This window comes from uncultured Aquabacterium sp. (assembly GCF_947366995.1).
Lineage (GTDB): Bacteria > Pseudomonadota > Gammaproteobacteria > Burkholderiales > Burkholderiaceae_C > Aquabacterium.
The window spans coordinates 127,908-142,777 of the sequence record NZ_CANBCC010000002.1; the positions used below are offsets into that span (position 1 = coordinate 127,908).

The window sequence follows — 14,870 nt, forward strand, 5'->3', positions numbered from 1 at the left end:
CTGACCGGAGGCGCCGCGCGGCGTCTTCCGGTCAGCATGCCGAACTCAACCTCTGGACAGGAGCGCGCGGATGGACATGCGCCTCAAACTCACCGCTGGCGTGGTCGCTGTGGCCGCGCTGGCTGCGGCGGCTTTCTCCCTGCGCCCTGCGGCACTGGGTGCGGGCCCCGACGGGCGCCCCGCGTCGTCATCAGACGGCTGGGCCATGATCAAGCCCGGGGCCGAGGAGGGCGCTCGGCCCGCCCCGGCTGCCGCCGTGATGACCCCCGAGCAGGTGCGCCAGCGCCTCTTCAGACACGGCTCGTTCGCCGGCACCGAGCCTTCGGGCGACTGGTGCGTGGCCCAGGGCAAGCTCGGCGCCTGTGCGGCACTGCGGCACCGCTTCGAGTACTACATCCTGGGCCTCGGTGAGGTCACCGTCGACGACCTGCGGGTGCTCGTGCTCGACGAGGCCAACCGCGCGCACGGCCACGCCCTGGCGCAACAGATCATCGCCGTGTGGGACAAGTACTGGCAGCTGCGTGGCCACGCCTGGCGCAACCGATTCGACCAGAGTGACCGCCGCACCTGGCTCCCCGTCTTTGAAGAGCAGCGCATGGTGCGCCGCCAGATCCTCGGTGCCGACTGGGCCCAGGCCTTCTACGCCGACGACGAAGCCAGGTTCCAGGCGCACTACGCCCAGCTGGAATCCGGCCTGCCGCCGCCACCCGACCCCGGCGAGCCCGTGCCCCAGATGGCGCCCGGCAAGGATCCGGCCGCCGTTCACGCCGAGCGCGTCGCCCGCTACGGCGAGGCTGCGGCCACCCGCCTGGCCAAGGCCGACGACGAATGGGCCGACTGGCAGCGTCGACTCGCTGCGGCCCGCCAGGAATGGCAGCGCCTTCAGGGCGCTACCAACCTGTCGGACAGGCAACGCCGGCAGGACATGGCCGACTACGTCAGCGCGCATTTCAAGCCAGACGAACACCTTCGCGTCCAGGCCTTGCTCAGGCTCTGACACGCGCATCGGGACATACGCCCATCCCCGCGCGGCGTCATCCTGCCGTGCCTACAATGGCCCCATGATCGCTGTCGACGCCACCATTGCCCGCCTCCAGACCGCCCGCGAGTTGCTGCTCGCTCCCTTCGGGCTGGACGAATCCACGCTGCTCAAGGCCCTGAAGGTCATCACCGAGCACCGGGTCGACGACGCGGACCTCTACTTCCAGTACACCCGCAGCGAAGGCTGGAGCCTGGAAGAGGGCATCGTCAAATCGGGCAGCTTCGGCATCGACCAGGGCGTCGGCGTGCGTGCCATCGCCGGCGAGAAGACCGCCTTTGCCTACTCCGACGACATCTCCGAAGCCGCGCTGCTCGACGCCGCCCGCACCGTGCGCACCATCGCCTCGGCCGGCCAGAGCCGCCGCGTCAAGGTCGGCGGCCACACCATCGCGCCCAGCCGCACGCTCTACGGCGGCTTCGACCCCATTGCCTCGCTCGACAGCGCCGCCAAGGTGGCCCTGCTCGAAGACGTCGAACAGCGCGCCCGCGCCAAGGACCCGCGCGTGGTGCAGGTCATGGCCGGCCTGGGCTGCGAGTACGACGTGGTCCTGATCGCCCGTGCCGACGGCACCCTGGCCGCCGACGTCCGCCCGCTGATTCGCCTCTCGCTGACCGTGATCGCCGAGCAGGCCGGTCGCCGCGAGGTCGGCTCCTCGGGCGGCGGCGGTCGCTACGATCTCAGCTACTTCACGCCGGCCGTCACGCAAACCTACGTCGACCAGGCCGTGCACGCGGCGCTGGTCAACCTGGAAGCCCGCCCGGCGCCCGCCGGCGAGATGACCGTCGTCCTCGGCAACGGCTGGCCCGGCATCCTGCTGCACGAAGCCGTGGGCCATGGTCTCGAGGGCGATTTCAACCGCAAGGGCTCCAGCGTCTTTTCCGGTCGCGTCGGCCAGCGGGTGGCCGCCAAAGGCGTCACCGTGCTCGATGACGGCACACTGCCCGACCGCCGTGGCTCGCTCAACATCGACGACGAGGGCCAGCCCACGCAGCGCACAGTCCTCATCGAAGACGGCATCCTGCGCGGCTACATGCAGGACGCCACCAACGCCCGACTCATGAAGACGGCCCCCACGGGCAACGGCCGCCGTGAAAGCTACGCCCACCTGCCCATGCCGCGCATGACGAACACCTACATGCTGGCCGGTGACAAGGACCCGAAGGAAATCGTCGCCTCCATCGACCGTGGCCTGTACGCCGTCAACTTCGGCGGTGGTCAGGTCGACATCACCTCCGGCAAGTTCGTGTTCTCGGCCTCGGAGGCCTACTGGGTCGAGAAGGGCCAGATCCAGTACCCCGTCAAGGGCGCCACGCTGATCGGCAACGGCCCGGACGCCATGACGCGCGTCAGCATGATCGGCAACGACCTGGCGCTGGATTCCGGCGTCGGCACCTGCGGCAAGGAAGGGCAGTCCGTGCCCGTGGGCGTCGGCCAGCCGACCCTGCGCATCGACGGCCTTACTGTGGGCGGCACCGCCTGACGCCCTCGCCACCCAATCACTTGCAAACAGCGCTTGACCGCGTTTCGCGTTCTCGTGCATAATGCAAGGCTTCGCTGAACAAGCGGCAATGGCTTTGGCCTGGCATCCCTCGCGGGTGCTTCGAGTTCCCGGAACGAATTCGAAGCACACGTGCTGCGGCAGGTGATCTACGAAGTCTGTTGCTTGTTCAGATCCGCCCGTTCTACGGGCCCAAGACTGACCGTCCGTCGTTGCGCAAGTGGTTTGCGCAGCCGGCCGGGCCAAGTTGGGGTACACCATGATCCAAATGCAATCGCGACTGGACGTCGCTGACAACACGGGTGCTAAGAGCGTCATGTGCATCAAGGTGCTCGGTGGCTCTAAGCGTCGTTACGCCGGTATCGGCGACATCATCAAGGTGAGCATCAAGGAAGCTGCACCGCGTGGCCGCGTCAAGAAGGGCGAGGTTTACAGCGCTGTGGTCGTGCGCACCGCCAAGGGCGTTCGTCGTCAGGACGGCTCCCTGGTCAAGTTCGATGGCAACGCCGCTGTGCTGCTCAACGCCAAGCTGGAGCCGATCGGCACCCGCATCTTCGGCCCGGTCACGCGTGAACTGCGTACCGAGCGCTTCATGAAGATCGTGTCGCTCGCCCCCGAGGTTCTGTAATCCCTCGGTGCAACGCAAAGGACCGCTCACATGAACAAGATTCGCAAAGGCGACCAGGTCATCGTTCTGACCGGTCGTGACAAAGGCAAGCGTGGCACCGTGGCCGCCCGCGTCGACGCCGACCACCTGTTGGTCGACGGCGTGAACGTGGCCAAGAAGCACGTCAAGCCGAACCCCCTGAAGGGCACCACCGGCGGCATCGTCGACAAGACCATGCCCATCCACCAGTCCAACGTGGCGATCTTCAACCCTGCCTCTGGCAAGGCTGACCGCGTCGGCATCAAGCTCCTGGAAGACGGCAAGAAAGTGCGCGTCTACAAGTCCAGCGGCGAAGAAATCAAGGCTTGACGAGGTTCCACATGGCTCAACAACAAGCTCGCCTGCAGAAGCTGTATCGCGAAAAGATCGTCCCCGAACTGATGACCAAGTTCGGCTACAAGTCGATCATGGAAGTGCCGCGCCTGACCAAGATCACCCTGAACATGGGTGTCTCGGAAGCCGTGTCGGACAAGAAGGTCATGGAACACGCCGTTGGCGATCTGACCAAGATCGCTGGCCAGAAGCCGGTCGTCACGATGTCGCGCAAGCCCATCGCCGGTTTCAAGATCCGCGAGAACATGCCCATCGGTTGCATGGTCACGCTGCGTGGCGCCACGATGTTCGAATTCCTGGACCGCTTCGTCACCATCTCGCTGCCCCGCGTGCGTGACTTCCGTGGTATCTCGGGTCGTTCGTTCGACGGTCGCGGCAACTACAACGTCGGCGTCAAGGAACAGATCATCTTCCCGGAAATCGAGTACGACAAGATCGATGCCATCCGTGGTCTGAACATCAGCATCACGACGACGGCCAAGACCGACGACGAAGCCAAGGCGCTGCTGCAGGCTTTCAAGTTCCCGTTCAAGAACTGAGGTTCACCGTGGCAAAAGTTTCCCTGAAGCAACGCGAAGAAAAGCGCGAAAAGCTGGTTGCCAAGTACGCGCAGAAGTACGCCGAACTGAAGGCCATCATCGATGACGCCAAGAAGTCGGAAGAAGAGCGCTACGCCGCCCGTCTTGAACTGCAAAAGCTGCCCCGCAACGCGAACCCGACCCGTCTGCGCGCTCGCTGCAATCTGACCGGTCGCCCCCGTGGCACGTTCCGTCAGTTCGGTCTGGGTCGTACCAAGATCCGTGAATTGGCATTCGCTGGCGACATCCCCGGTGTCACCAAGGCGAGCTGGTAATCCCAGCAGGGCACGAACAGGAGTTATCCCATGAGCATGAGTGATCCCATCGCCGACATGCTGACCCGTATCCGTAACGCACAAATGGTCGACAAGACCAGCGTTTCGGTGCCGTCGTCGAAGCTGAAAGTCGCGATCGCCCAGGTCCTGAAGGACGAAGGCTACATTGACGGGTTTGCCGTCACCGGTGAGGCTGCCAAGCCTGTGCTGGAAATTGCATTGAAGTACTACGCAGGTCGCCCGGTCATCGAGCGCATCGAGCGTGTGTCCCGCCCCGGTCTCCGCATCTACAAGGGCCGCCACAGCATTCCTCAGGTCATGAACGGCCTGGGCGTTGCCATCGTGACGACCCCGCAAGGTGTGATGACCGACCGCAAGGCTCGCGCTGCCGGCATCGGCGGCGAAGTGCTCTGCTACGTCGCCTGATACTTGAGGAGCAATCGCAATGTCCCGCGTTGGAAAAATGCCGATCGCCGTCCCTCAAGGTGTGGACGTGAAGATCACAGCCGAAGGCGTCACCATCAAAGGTGGCCTCGGTACCCTGACCCTGCCGGCCAATGGCCTGGTCACCGTGTCGCAAGACGGTGCCACGCTGAAGGTCGCGCCGGCCAATGATTCCGCTGAAGCCAATGCCATGTCCGGCACCTTCCGCGCTCTGCTCAACAACACCGTCAACGGTGTGAGCAAGGGCTTCGAGAAGAAGCTGACCCTGGTTGGCGTGGGCTTCCGCGCCCAGGCTCAAGGCCAGAAGCTGAACCTGCAGATCGGGTTCTCTCACCCCGTGGTGAAGGACATGCCGGCTGGCATCAAGGTCGAGACCCCGTCTCAGACCGAGATCGTGATCAAGGGCGCCGACCGCCAGGTCGTCGGCCAGATCGCAGCCGAAGTGCGTGCGTTCCGTCCGCCCGAGCCCTACAAGGGCAAGGGCATCCGCTATGCGGAAGAGCGCGTGGTCCTGAAAGAGACGAAGAAGAAGTAAGGAGCTGATTCATCATGGCAATGAGCAAGAAGGAACAGCGCCTGCGTCGTGCACGTCAAACCCGTGCCCGTATCGCTCTCCAAGGCGCCGTGCGTCTGACGGTCACCCGTTCGAACCTGCACATCTACGCTTCCGTGATTTCTGGCGACGGCACCAAGGTCATCGCGACCGCGTCCACCGCCGAAAAGGAAGTGCGCGAGCAGGTCAAGAACGGTGGCAACACTGTCGCTGCAGCCCTGATCGGCAAGCGCATCGCCGAGAAGGCGAAGGCCGCTGGCGTCGAGAAGGTCGCATTCGACCGCGCTGGCTTCCAATACCACGGTCGCATCAAGGCCCTGGCTGAAGCCGCGCGTGAAGCCGGCCTGCAGTTCTAAGCCGCGTCGGCAACCGGAAGGAATTTCAAATGGCTAAGTTTCAACCCAAGGTGGCAGACGAAGGTCGCGACGACGGTCTGCGCGAAAAGATGATCCAGGTGAACCGCGTGACCAAAGTGGTCAAGGGCGGTCGGATCATGGGTTTCGCAGCCCTGACCGTGGTCGGTGATGGCGATGGCCGCATCGGCATGGGCAAGGGCAAGGCGCGTGAAGTGCCGCTGGCCGTGCAGAAGGCGATGGACCAAGCCCGTCGCAACATGCTGAAGGTCTCGCTGAAGAACGGCACCGTTCACCACAACGTGACCGGCGAACACGGCGCAGCCAAGGTGCTGCTGGCTCCGGCTCCCGCCGGTACCGGCATCATCGCTGGTGGCCCGATGCGCGCTGTCTTCGAAGTGATGGGCATCACCGACATCGTCGCCAAGAGCCTGGGTTCTTCGAACCCCTACAACATGGTTCGCGCCACGTTCGACGCTCTGGCCAAGGCCACGACCCCGTCGGAAGTCGCTGCCAAGCGCGGTCTGACCGTTGAACAAGTGTTCAACTGATCGCTGGAGAGCTGACATGAGCGAAAAGAAAACCGTCACCGTCAAGCTGGTGCGCAGCGTGATCGGCACCAAGGCCGACCACCGCGCCACCGTGAAGGGCCTGGGTCTGCGTCGGATGAACAGCACCGCTGTCCTGGAAGACACGCCCGCCGTGCGCGGCATGATCAACAAGGTCCGCTACATGGTCGTGGTGCTCTAAGCACCTGACCTTTCGGGGAATACCATGGAACTCAATAGCATCAAGCCCGCCTCGGGTGCCAAGCATGCCAAGCGCCGTGTCGGCCGCGGCATCGGCTCCGGCCTGGGCAAGACCGCAGGTCGCGGTCACAAGGGTCAGAAGTCGCGTTCGGGTGGCTACCACAAGGTCGGTTTCGAAGGCGGTCAGATGCCGCTGCAGCGCCGCCTGCCGAAGCGCGGTTTCAAGTCGCACCTGCTGAAGTACAACGCCGAAGTCACCCTGGGTGAACTGCAGGCTCTGGGCGCCGCCGAAGTCGATGTCCTGGTGCTGAAGCAAGCCGGCCTGATCCCTCAACTGGCCAAGGTGGTCAAGGTGATCAAGTCGGGCGAACTGACCAGCAAGGTCGTGCTCAAGGGCATCGGTGCCACCGCTGGCGCCAAGGCCGTGATCGAAGCAGCCGGCGGTTCGCTGGCTGAATAAGCCGACACCGATCGGCATTGCGCAAGCATTGAACGTCAAAGCCTGAACAGGACTCAGCGTGGCAACCTCTCCCACTCAACTGGCACAAAGCGGCAAGTTCGGCGACCTGCAGCGTCGTCTGGTCTTTCTGCTGCTGGCGCTGGTCGTCTACCGCATCGGCGCGCACATTCCCGTGCCCGGTATCGACCCGAACCAGCTGCAACAGTTGTTCAAGGGGCAGCAGGGCGGCATCCTGAGCCTGTTCAACATGTTCTCGGGCGGGGCGCTGTCGCGCTTCACCGTGTTTGCGCTGGGCATCATGCCCTACATTTCCGCGTCCATCATCATGCAGATGATGGGCTACGTGGTGCCCACCCTCGAGTCCTTGAAGAAGGAAGGCGAGGCAGGGCGTCGCAAGATCACGCAGTACACCCGTTACGCGACCTTGGGCCTGGCACTGTTTCAGTCCTTCGGCATCGCGGTGGCCCTCGAAGGCACGGCGGGGCTGGTGGTCAACCCGGGTTTCGGCTTCCGCATGACCACGATGGTCAGCCTGACCGCCGGCACCATGTTCCTGATGTGGCTGGGTGAGCAGATCACCGAGCGCGGTCTGGGCAACGGCATCTCGATCCTCATCTTCGGCGGCATCGCTGCGGGTCTGCCTGGTGCGCTGGCAGGTCTGTTCGAGCTGATTCGCACGGGTTCGATGAGCATCCCGGCCGCCATCTTCATCGTGGCCCTGGTGTTCGCCGTGACCTATCTGGTCGTGTTCGTCGAGCGGGGTCAGCGCAAGATTCTGGTGAACTACGCCAAGCGTCAGGTCGGCAACCGTGTGTACGGTGGTCAGTCGTCGCACCTGCCGCTGAAGATCAACATGGCCGGTGTGATCCCGCCGATCTTTGCGTCTTCGATCATCCTGCTGCCGACCACGGCTGTGGGCTGGTTTGCCACGGGTGACAGCATGCGCTGGCTCAAGGACATCGCCTCGATGCTCTCGCCCGGCCAGCCGATCTACGTGATTCTGTATTCGGTTGCCATCGTCTTCTTCTGCTTCTTCTACACCGCGCTGGTGTTCAACAGCCGCGAGACGTCGGACAACCTCAAGAAGAGCGGCGCGTTCATTCCGGGCATCCGTCCCGGTGACCAGACCGCACGCTACATCGACAAGATCCTGGCCCGCCTGACTCTGGTCGGCGCGGTCTACATCACGGCCGTGTGCCTGCTGCCCGAGTTTCTCGTGCTCAAGTACAACGTGCCTTTCTATTTCGGCGGTACCTCGCTGCTGATCATCGTGGTCGTCACGATGGACTTCTGGGCGCAGGTGCAGTCTTACGTCATGTCTCAGCAGTACGACTCGCTGCTGAAGAAGGCGAACTTCAAGGCGAATTGAGGCGGCTTCGGCCCCTCGACTTGCCAAGAGCCCCTTCACAGACGGGCTGGTTTTGCGGCACAATGCTAGGTTTCGCATTCGCCGCGGCCAGGTTGTCGTGTCAGGCGTCCTGATCGAGCGGTGATGAACCGGTCGGCCGGGCCGCCAGGCGGGGCTGTACAAGCGTCGTGCTCGCCTCGTGTTCCGGGCGAAGTGAGCTGGAGTTTGGTGACCCCGGAAACGTGGGCGAATTTCCGCTGAGCATTCAGCGGTTCAGGAGAAGACCATGAAAGTCTCGGCATCCGTCAAGAAGATGTGCCGTAATTGCAAAATCATCCGCCGCAAGGGCGTGGTTCGTGTGATCTGCACCGACCCGCGTCACAAGCAGCGTCAAGGCTGATCGCCTGACCGGGCGACACACGCGTTCAGAGGACAGTTATGGCACGTATTGCTGGCATCAACATTCCGCCGCACAAGCACACCGAAATCGGTCTGACTTCGATCTACGGCATTGGTCGCACCACCGCGCAGAAAATCTGCTCGGCTGCAGGCATTCCCTTCGACAAGAAGATCAAGGAACTGACCGACGGCGACCTCGAGAAGATTCGTGAAGAAGTGGGCAAGCTCACCATTGAAGGTGACCTGCGCCGCGAGCTCTCGATGAACATCAAGCGCCTGATGGACCTGGGTTGCTACCGTGGCTTCCGCCATCGTCGTGGCCTGCCCTGCCGTGGCCAGCGCACTCGCACCAATGCCCGCACCCGCAAGGGTCCGCGCAAGGCGATCGCCGGTAAGAAGTAATCGGGCTTCGATTTCGAAAGAAAGTATCTATGGCTAAAGCACCTGCGAACAGCGCTGCCCGTCGTGTGAGCAAGAAGGTCCGCAAGAACATTGCGGACGGCATCGCCCACGTGCACGCTTCGTTCAACAACACCATCATCACCATCACCGACCGTCAGGGCAACGCGCTGTCCTGGGCTTCGTCGGGTGGTCAGGGTTTCAAGGGCTCCCGCAAGTCCACGCCGTTCGCTGCCCAGGTGGCCGCTGAAGTGGCTGGCCGCGCTGCTCAAGAACAAGGCATCAAGAACCTGGACGTCGAGATCAAGGGCCCCGGCCCGGGTCGCGAGTCGTCGGTGCGCGCCCTGGCTTCGCTGGGCATCCGCATCAACTCGATCTCTGACGTGACGCCCGTGCCGCACAACGGCTGCCGTCCGCAGAAGCGTCGCCGCATCTGATCCGGTTCTGACTGGCTCGGGCTTCTCCGCCGAGCCGAGTTCGCCCACCTCGCTCGGCCTGCTCGCAGGCTGCGCGAGGTTTATGCGTTGCGCGATGCTGACAAAGTCTATCGACTGTGTCGGTCGTGCGTAGCGCTGCTTGCTATAATGGCAAGTTCTCTGCAGCGGTGGTTGGCCATGTGCCGGCTGCCTCTGATCTGAAGCCCACCGTCTTCTGGCCATGATCGCCGGGAGACTCGCGCCGGTCAACGCCCTCGCTGCAGCAGGGGCGAGGCTGGCGTCAGATACATCACAAGGACACGACAAGTGGCACGTTACCTCGGACCCAAGGCCAAGCTGGCCCGCCGCGAAGGCACCGACCTTTTCCTCAAGAGCGCCCGCCGCCCCATCAGCGACAAGGCCAAGTTTGACACCAAGCCCGGTCAGCACGGCCGCACCTCCGGCTCGCGCACCTCGGACTTCGGTCTGCAGCTCCGCGAGAAGCAGAAGGTCAAGCGCATGTACGGCGTGCTGGAAAAGCAATTCCGCCGCTACTTCGCTGAAGCCGAGCGCCGCAAGGGCAACACCGGCGGCAACCTGCTGTCGCTGCTGGAATCGCGCCTGGACAACGTCGTCTACCGCATGGGCTTTGCCTCGACGCGCGCCGAAGCCCGTCAGCTGGTGGGTCACAAGGGCGTGGTCGTGAACGGCCAGGTCGTGAACATCCCGTCGTACATGGTGAAGGCCGGTGACGTGGTCGCCGTTCGCGAAAAGGCCAAGAAGCAGGTCCGCGTGCAGGAAGCCTTCAAGCTGGCCGAGTCGATCGGCATGCCGGGCTGGGTCCAGGTGGACGGCGCCAAGCTGGAAGGCGTGTTCAAGAAGACCCCGGATCGCGACGAGTTCGGCTCCGACATCAACGAATCGCTGATCGTCGAACTGTACTCGCGTTGATGCGTCGCAGGGCTGCGCCGCACGGTCGTCCGATCGTGTCGCGTGGCCTTGTGCATTTGTATTTCAGGGCCGGGGCATGTGCTCCGGTTGGTCCAGCAGCCTTATCGGTGTAACGAGCCGAGGGTATTGACAGGAAGACCTCATGCAAACGAATTTGCTGAAACCCAAAGCCATCCAGGTGGAACCGCTCGGCGGTCACCGTGCCAAGGTCACGCTCGAACCGTTCGAGCGCGGCTATGGCCACACCCTCGGCAACGCGCTGCGTCGCGTGCTGCTGTCGTCGATGGTCGGTTTCGCACCCACGGAAGTCACGATCGCTGGCGTGCTCCACGAGTACTCGGCCATCGATGGCGTGCAGGAAGACGTGGTCCACATCATGCTGAACCTCAAGGGCGTGGTGTTCCGTCTGCACAACCGTGACGAAGTCACCCTGGTGCTGCGCAAGGACGGCGAGGGCCCCGTGACGGCGGCCGACATTCAGACCCCGCATGATGTCGAGATCGTCAACCCGGGTCATGTGATCGCCCATCTGTCGGCTGGCGGCAAGCTGGACATGCAGATCAAGGTGGAGAAGGGCCGCGGCTACGTGCCGGGCAACGTCCGCCGCTATGGCGAAGAGTCGAGCAAGGCCATCGGCCGTATCGTGCTGGACGCTTCGTTCTCGCCGGTTCGCCGCGTGAGCTACACGGTCGAAAGCGCCCGTGTGGAGCAGCGCACCGACCTGGACAAGCTGGTGATGGAGATCGAGACCAACGGCGCCATTTCGCCGGAAGACGCGATCCGTGCCTCGGCCAAGATCCTGGTGGAGCAGCTGGCGGTCTTCGCCCAGTTGGAAGGCCCGGATGCCGCCGGCATTTTCGAAGCCCCGGGCAAGCCTGGCGCGACGTTCGACCCGATCCTGCTGCGTCCGGTCGACGAGCTGGAGCTGACCGTGCGTTCGGCCAACTGCCTGAAGGCCGAAAACATCTACTACATCGGCGACCTGATCCAGCGCACCGAGACCGAGCTGCTCAAGACCCCGAACCTGGGTCGCAAGTCGCTCAACGAGATCAAGGAAGTGCTGGCTTCCCGTGGTCTGGCCCTGGGCTCGCGCCTGGAAGCCTGGCCGCCCCAAGGTCTGGACAAGCGTTGATTTTTGAAAGTGGGCGGCTCTGAAGGGCCGCCCGGTGCACCCGGCGGTACCTTGAAACGGCCGTCGGTTTTGATAAGGAAAGGAAAGCACCATGCGTCACGGAAATGGACTCCGTAAACTGAACCGCACTTCGTCGCACCGCGCTGCGATGCTGCGCAACATGGCCAACTCGCTGATCGAGCACGAAGCCATCAAGACCACCGTGCCGAAGGCCAAGGAACTGCGCCGCGTTGTCGAGCCGCTGATCACCCTGGCCAAGGAGCCCACGCTGGCCAACAAGCGCCTGGCGTTCGACCGCCTGCGCAACCGCGACAACGTGGTCAAGCTGTTCAACGTGCTGGGTCCGCGTTTCGCCAAGCGCCCCGGCGGCTACACCCGCATCCTGAAGATGGGCTTCCGCGTGGGCGACAACGCCCCGATGGCCTACATGGAGCTGGTTGAGCGCACTGAAGAAGCGGCTGCTCCGGAAGCTGCGGCCGAGTAAAACGGCGCTTCAGAGCCTGTTCTGGGCTCTGGACAAAGCAAAAACCCGCGTGGTTCGCTCCCCGCGGGTTTTTTATTGGGCCGATGCGGCCCACACATGAAAAACAGCGCGAGGCTTGCAGCGCCGGATGTTTTCATGTCATAATCACTTTCTCAGTCGCGGGGTGGAGCAGTCTGGTAGCTCGTTGGGCTCATAACCCAAAGGTCGTTGGTTCAAATCCAGCCCCCGCAACCACATTCAGGGCTCAAGCCCTCGCATCAAAGCCACCCTCGGGTGGCTTTTTTGTTGGTCCCTTTGCTTCGGGGCTTGGCAATCAGAGCAATGCGCGCAGTTCGCGCTGAGCCTGCCGTAGCAGCGGGAGGCCACGGGCGACGAGGTCGTCCAGGGAGCGCCGGGCGGCGCTGGCGCCGAGGTTGACGGCCGCCACGAGCTGCCCACGGTTGTTGTGCAGCGGCACGGCGAGGGTGCGGAGGTCGATGTCGAGTTCCTGGTCCACCAGCGCGTAGCCTTGCTGGCGTGTGCGCTCCAGTTCACGGAGCAGCTGACCTGGGTCCGTGATGGTTTGGCTGGTTCGCGGAAGCAGCCGCTGCCGCTCGATCCACTGGCCCCACTCGGATTCCGGCCTGAACGCCATCAGCACCCGGCCGTTGGCGCTGCAGTACGCGGGCACCCTCGTCGCAGGCTGCAATCGCGCAGAGGGCGGCAAACCGCCGCCGCAGGCGGCAATCGACAGGACATCGTCGCCGTCGAGGACGCCGGCGGCGCTGGCATCCCCCGTGTGCGCGACGATCTGGTTCAACCGGGGCTGGATCATGCGGGGCAGGCGTGCGGAGTGCAGGTAGCTCTGGCCGAGGCGCAGCACCCGGGGCGTGAGCGAGAAGCAGCGGCCATCGTGGTGCGCGTAGCCGATCTGTGTCAGGGTCAGGAGGTAGCGGCGGGCGGCCGCGCGACTCAGGCCGGCCCGGTTCGCCACTTCGGTGATGGTCAGTCTGGGCTTGTCGAGGTCGAAGGCGGAGATGACCGCGAGGCCCTTCTCGAGGCCGCCGACCAGGTCGCGGGGGTTGAATACCGCTGGCATGCGGGCGGGGGCGACGAGGAGGGAGGACGGGAGTGACATGTCGAGGAGCACCGGTGAGCGAAATGGCGTGGCCACTTGCGTTGTTTGCATATCGAACAAGCGTACGTAGTGCGTACGGCGTGATTGTGACGCGTGAACGGCGGCGCGGTATAGGAATAGCCCGAATACTGGTGAACCTCTGTGCGCACAATTTCCTTTCATCCCGGTAGACGTGCTACAATTGCATTCTTCAGTCGCGGGGTGGAGCAGTCTGGTAGCTCGTTGGGCTCATAACCCAAAGGTCGTTGGTTCAAATCCGGCCCCCGCAACCAAATCAAAAAAGGCCTTCACGTTCGTGAAGGCCTTTTGCGTTGGGGAATCGCTTTTCAGCTGCGGTGATCCGGTTCACCCCGGCGGGCTGCGCGGGGTGAATGCAGGCAGGATCAAGCGTCGGGAACCGGCGCGTGCCGGAGCGGTTGCGGAGGGGCAGGGGGCATCGGGCGGTAGCCGCTCATCCCATACCAGCCGATGTACAGGTAGCACACCAGCGGCACGGTAAACGACAGCAGGAGGCCGATGCCATCGGCCAGCACGGCCTGGAGCAGGGGCACGATGGCGCCACCGACGATGGCCATGCACAGCAGCCCGGAGCCCCGACTCGTGAGTTCACCGAGTCCTTCAAGGGCCAGCGAAAAGATCGTCGGGAACATGATGGAATTGAACACCCCGACGGCGAGCAGCAGCCACATTGCGGCCGGGCCGCCCAGCGCCATTGCGGAGCCGATCAGGATGACGTTGGCCAGCCCGGCCGTCATCAGCACCCGGCTGGCGCGAACCCGCTGCATCAGGGCGCTGCCGGCCAGACGGCCCACCATGGCCGCGCCCCAGTAGAGCGCAAGGTACTGGCCGGCGGTTTCGTGGCTGAGCCCGGCGATCTCCGGCTCGCTCATGAGGCTGACCAGCAGGCTGCCGATGCCCACCTCGGCACCTACGTAGGCAAAGATGCCGACGGCCCCGAGTACGAGGTGCCGATGTGCCCACAAGCCGTTGCGGCCCGCATGAACGTGCGTGTCGCGGCGGTGGCCGCTGCGCTCGATGACCCGGGCGTCGGGGAGCCGGAAGCAAGCCACGATGCCGGCCAGGATGAACAGGGCGGTCGCCAGCAGCAGATAGGGTCCCTGCACGGTCTCGGCCTGGCCTTGCGCTGCGACATGGTCTGCCGAGGCGAGGATGGTGGCGGCCCCGACCAGCGGCCCGAGTGTGGCGCCCAGCGAGTTGAAGGCCTGTGTCAGGTTCAGTCGCGAAGAAGCCGTCTGGGGCGCGCCCAGCAAGGTCACATAGGGATTGGCGGCGACCTGAAGCAGGGTGATGCCGCTGGCGAGAACAAACAGCGCACCCAGAAAGAGCGGATAGGCATGCAGCTCGGCTGCGGGGTAGAACAACAGGCAGCCAATGCCGACCGTGCACAGGCCGACGATAAGGCCGCGCTGGTAGCCGATGCGCTGCAGCAGGCGGCCGGCGGGCAACGACACGATGAAGTACGCGACGAAGAAGCAGAACTGCACCAGCATCGCCTGCACGTAGTTGAGCGAGAACAGGGCCTTGAGGTGGGGGATGAGGATGTCGTTCAGCGAGGTGATGAGGCCCCACATGAAGAACAGCGAGGTGAGCACCGCAAGCGGGCCCGTATGGCGGGTGTTCATGGCAGACGAGGCGGGCCCGGCCCGCAAGA

21 protein-coding genes and 2 tRNA genes are annotated in these 14,870 nt (G+C 63.9%); 21 read left to right on the top strand and 2 right to left on the bottom strand.

The window, feature by feature from the left end:
- Positions 1-70: 70 nt before the first annotated feature.
- The 20 genes from Q0Z44_RS01530 to Q0Z44_RS01625 all read left to right on the top strand — a co-directional run bounded on the left by Q0Z44_RS01530 (position 71) and on the right by Q0Z44_RS01625 (position 12,315).
- A complete protein-coding gene (locus Q0Z44_RS01530; protein WP_298009194.1) occupies positions 71-997 on the top strand; it encodes a lipase secretion chaperone in 927 nt (308 codons plus the stop codon).
- A gap of 64 nt (positions 998-1,061) precedes the next feature.
- On the top strand, positions 1,062-2,522 hold the full coding sequence (tldD, locus tag Q0Z44_RS01535; protein WP_298009196.1) for a metalloprotease TldD: 1,461 nt from the start codon (positions 1,062-1,064) through the stop codon (positions 2,520-2,522).
- Between the two features lie 277 nt (positions 2,523-2,799).
- On the top strand, positions 2,800-3,168 hold the full coding sequence (rplN, locus tag Q0Z44_RS01540) for a 50S ribosomal protein L14 (RefSeq protein ID WP_088286487.1): 369 nt from the start codon (positions 2,800-2,802) through the stop codon (positions 3,166-3,168).
- Positions 3,169-3,198: 30 nt separating this feature from the next.
- A complete protein-coding gene (gene rplX / locus Q0Z44_RS01545; protein WP_109037609.1) occupies positions 3,199-3,516 on the top strand; it encodes a 50S ribosomal protein L24 in 318 nt (105 codons plus the stop codon).
- 11 nt (positions 3,517-3,527) lie between these two features.
- Positions 3,528-4,079: a 50S ribosomal protein L5 gene (gene rplE / locus Q0Z44_RS01550; RefSeq protein ID WP_298009203.1), complete on the top strand. Its 552-nt coding sequence runs from the start codon at positions 3,528-3,530 to the stop codon at positions 4,077-4,079.
- 8 nt (positions 4,080-4,087) lie between these two features.
- The gene (rpsN, locus tag Q0Z44_RS01555) at positions 4,088-4,393 is read left to right on the top strand and encodes a 30S ribosomal protein S14 (protein WP_109037607.1); all 306 of its coding nucleotides are present in this window, start codon (positions 4,088-4,090) and stop codon (positions 4,391-4,393) included.
- A 30-nt stretch (positions 4,394-4,423) separates the two neighbouring features.
- A complete protein-coding gene (gene rpsH / locus Q0Z44_RS01560; RefSeq protein ID WP_109037606.1) occupies positions 4,424-4,819 on the top strand; it encodes a 30S ribosomal protein S8 in 396 nt (131 codons plus the stop codon).
- A gap of 19 nt (positions 4,820-4,838) precedes the next feature.
- Positions 4,839-5,372, top strand: coding sequence for a 50S ribosomal protein L6 (gene rplF, locus Q0Z44_RS01565; RefSeq protein WP_298009211.1), 534 nt, complete (start codon positions 4,839-4,841; stop codon positions 5,370-5,372).
- 14 nt (positions 5,373-5,386) lie between these two features.
- The gene (gene rplR / locus Q0Z44_RS01570; RefSeq protein ID WP_298009214.1) at positions 5,387-5,746 is read left to right on the top strand and encodes a 50S ribosomal protein L18; all 360 of its coding nucleotides are present in this window, start codon (positions 5,387-5,389) and stop codon (positions 5,744-5,746) included.
- Between the two features lie 29 nt (positions 5,747-5,775).
- Positions 5,776-6,294: a 30S ribosomal protein S5 gene (gene rpsE / locus Q0Z44_RS01575; RefSeq protein ID WP_109037603.1), complete on the top strand. Its 519-nt coding sequence runs from the start codon at positions 5,776-5,778 to the stop codon at positions 6,292-6,294.
- Positions 6,295-6,310: 16 nt separating this feature from the next.
- Complete coding sequence (gene rpmD, locus Q0Z44_RS01580; protein WP_109037602.1) at positions 6,311-6,493, top strand: 50S ribosomal protein L30; 183 nt, start codon at positions 6,311-6,313, stop codon at positions 6,491-6,493.
- Between the two features lie 24 nt (positions 6,494-6,517).
- Positions 6,518-6,952: a 50S ribosomal protein L15 gene (gene rplO / locus Q0Z44_RS01585; protein WP_298009218.1), complete on the top strand. Its 435-nt coding sequence runs from the start codon at positions 6,518-6,520 to the stop codon at positions 6,950-6,952.
- A gap of 58 nt (positions 6,953-7,010) precedes the next feature.
- On the top strand, positions 7,011-8,321 hold the full coding sequence (gene secY, locus Q0Z44_RS01590) for a preprotein translocase subunit SecY (protein ID WP_109037600.1): 1,311 nt from the start codon (positions 7,011-7,013) through the stop codon (positions 8,319-8,321).
- Positions 8,322-8,586: 265 nt separating this feature from the next.
- Positions 8,587-8,700 carry a 50S ribosomal protein L36 gene (gene rpmJ, locus Q0Z44_RS01595; RefSeq protein ID WP_035036301.1) on the top strand — a complete coding sequence of 38 codons (114 nt, stop codon included), beginning with the start codon at positions 8,587-8,589 and terminating at the stop codon, positions 8,698-8,700.
- Positions 8,701-8,738: 38 nt separating this feature from the next.
- Entirely contained in the window at positions 8,739-9,101 is a 363-nt protein-coding gene (rpsM, locus tag Q0Z44_RS01600) for a 30S ribosomal protein S13 (protein ID WP_109037599.1), read from the top strand.
- A 29-nt stretch (positions 9,102-9,130) separates the two neighbouring features.
- Positions 9,131-9,535: a 30S ribosomal protein S11 gene (rpsK, locus tag Q0Z44_RS01605; protein ID WP_035036296.1), complete on the top strand. Its 405-nt coding sequence runs from the start codon at positions 9,131-9,133 to the stop codon at positions 9,533-9,535.
- A gap of 306 nt (positions 9,536-9,841) precedes the next feature.
- Positions 9,842-10,465 (top strand): 30S ribosomal protein S4, encoded by a 624-nt coding sequence (rpsD, locus tag Q0Z44_RS01610; RefSeq protein WP_109037598.1) that lies wholly within the window; start codon positions 9,842-9,844, stop codon positions 10,463-10,465.
- Between the two features lie 142 nt (positions 10,466-10,607).
- On the top strand, positions 10,608-11,597 hold the full coding sequence (rpoA, locus tag Q0Z44_RS01615) for a DNA-directed RNA polymerase subunit alpha (protein WP_298009230.1): 990 nt from the start codon (positions 10,608-10,610) through the stop codon (positions 11,595-11,597).
- A 91-nt stretch (positions 11,598-11,688) separates the two neighbouring features.
- Complete coding sequence (gene rplQ, locus Q0Z44_RS01620) at positions 11,689-12,081, top strand: 50S ribosomal protein L17 (RefSeq protein WP_298009232.1); 393 nt, start codon at positions 11,689-11,691, stop codon at positions 12,079-12,081.
- A 157-nt stretch (positions 12,082-12,238) separates the two neighbouring features.
- A tRNA-Met gene (locus tag Q0Z44_RS01625) sits at positions 12,239-12,315 on the top strand.
- A gap of 79 nt (positions 12,316-12,394) precedes the next feature.
- Here the strand turns inward: Q0Z44_RS01625 and Q0Z44_RS01630 are convergent.
- Positions 12,395-13,249, bottom strand: a complete 855-nt coding sequence (locus Q0Z44_RS01630) for an IclR family transcriptional regulator C-terminal domain-containing protein (RefSeq protein WP_366517559.1) — start codon at positions 13,247-13,249, stop codon at positions 12,395-12,397.
- A 144-nt stretch (positions 13,250-13,393) separates the two neighbouring features.
- On the opposite strand from Q0Z44_RS01630, the gene Q0Z44_RS01635 reads away from it, so the two are divergent.
- Positions 13,394-13,470 (top strand) — tRNA-Met (locus tag Q0Z44_RS01635).
- Between the two features lie 111 nt (positions 13,471-13,581).
- Here the strand turns inward: Q0Z44_RS01635 and Q0Z44_RS01640 are convergent.
- Positions 13,582-14,841, bottom strand: coding sequence for a sugar MFS transporter (locus tag Q0Z44_RS01640; protein WP_298009235.1), 1,260 nt, complete (start codon positions 14,839-14,841; stop codon positions 13,582-13,584).
- Between the last annotated feature and the right edge of the window lie 29 nt (positions 14,842-14,870).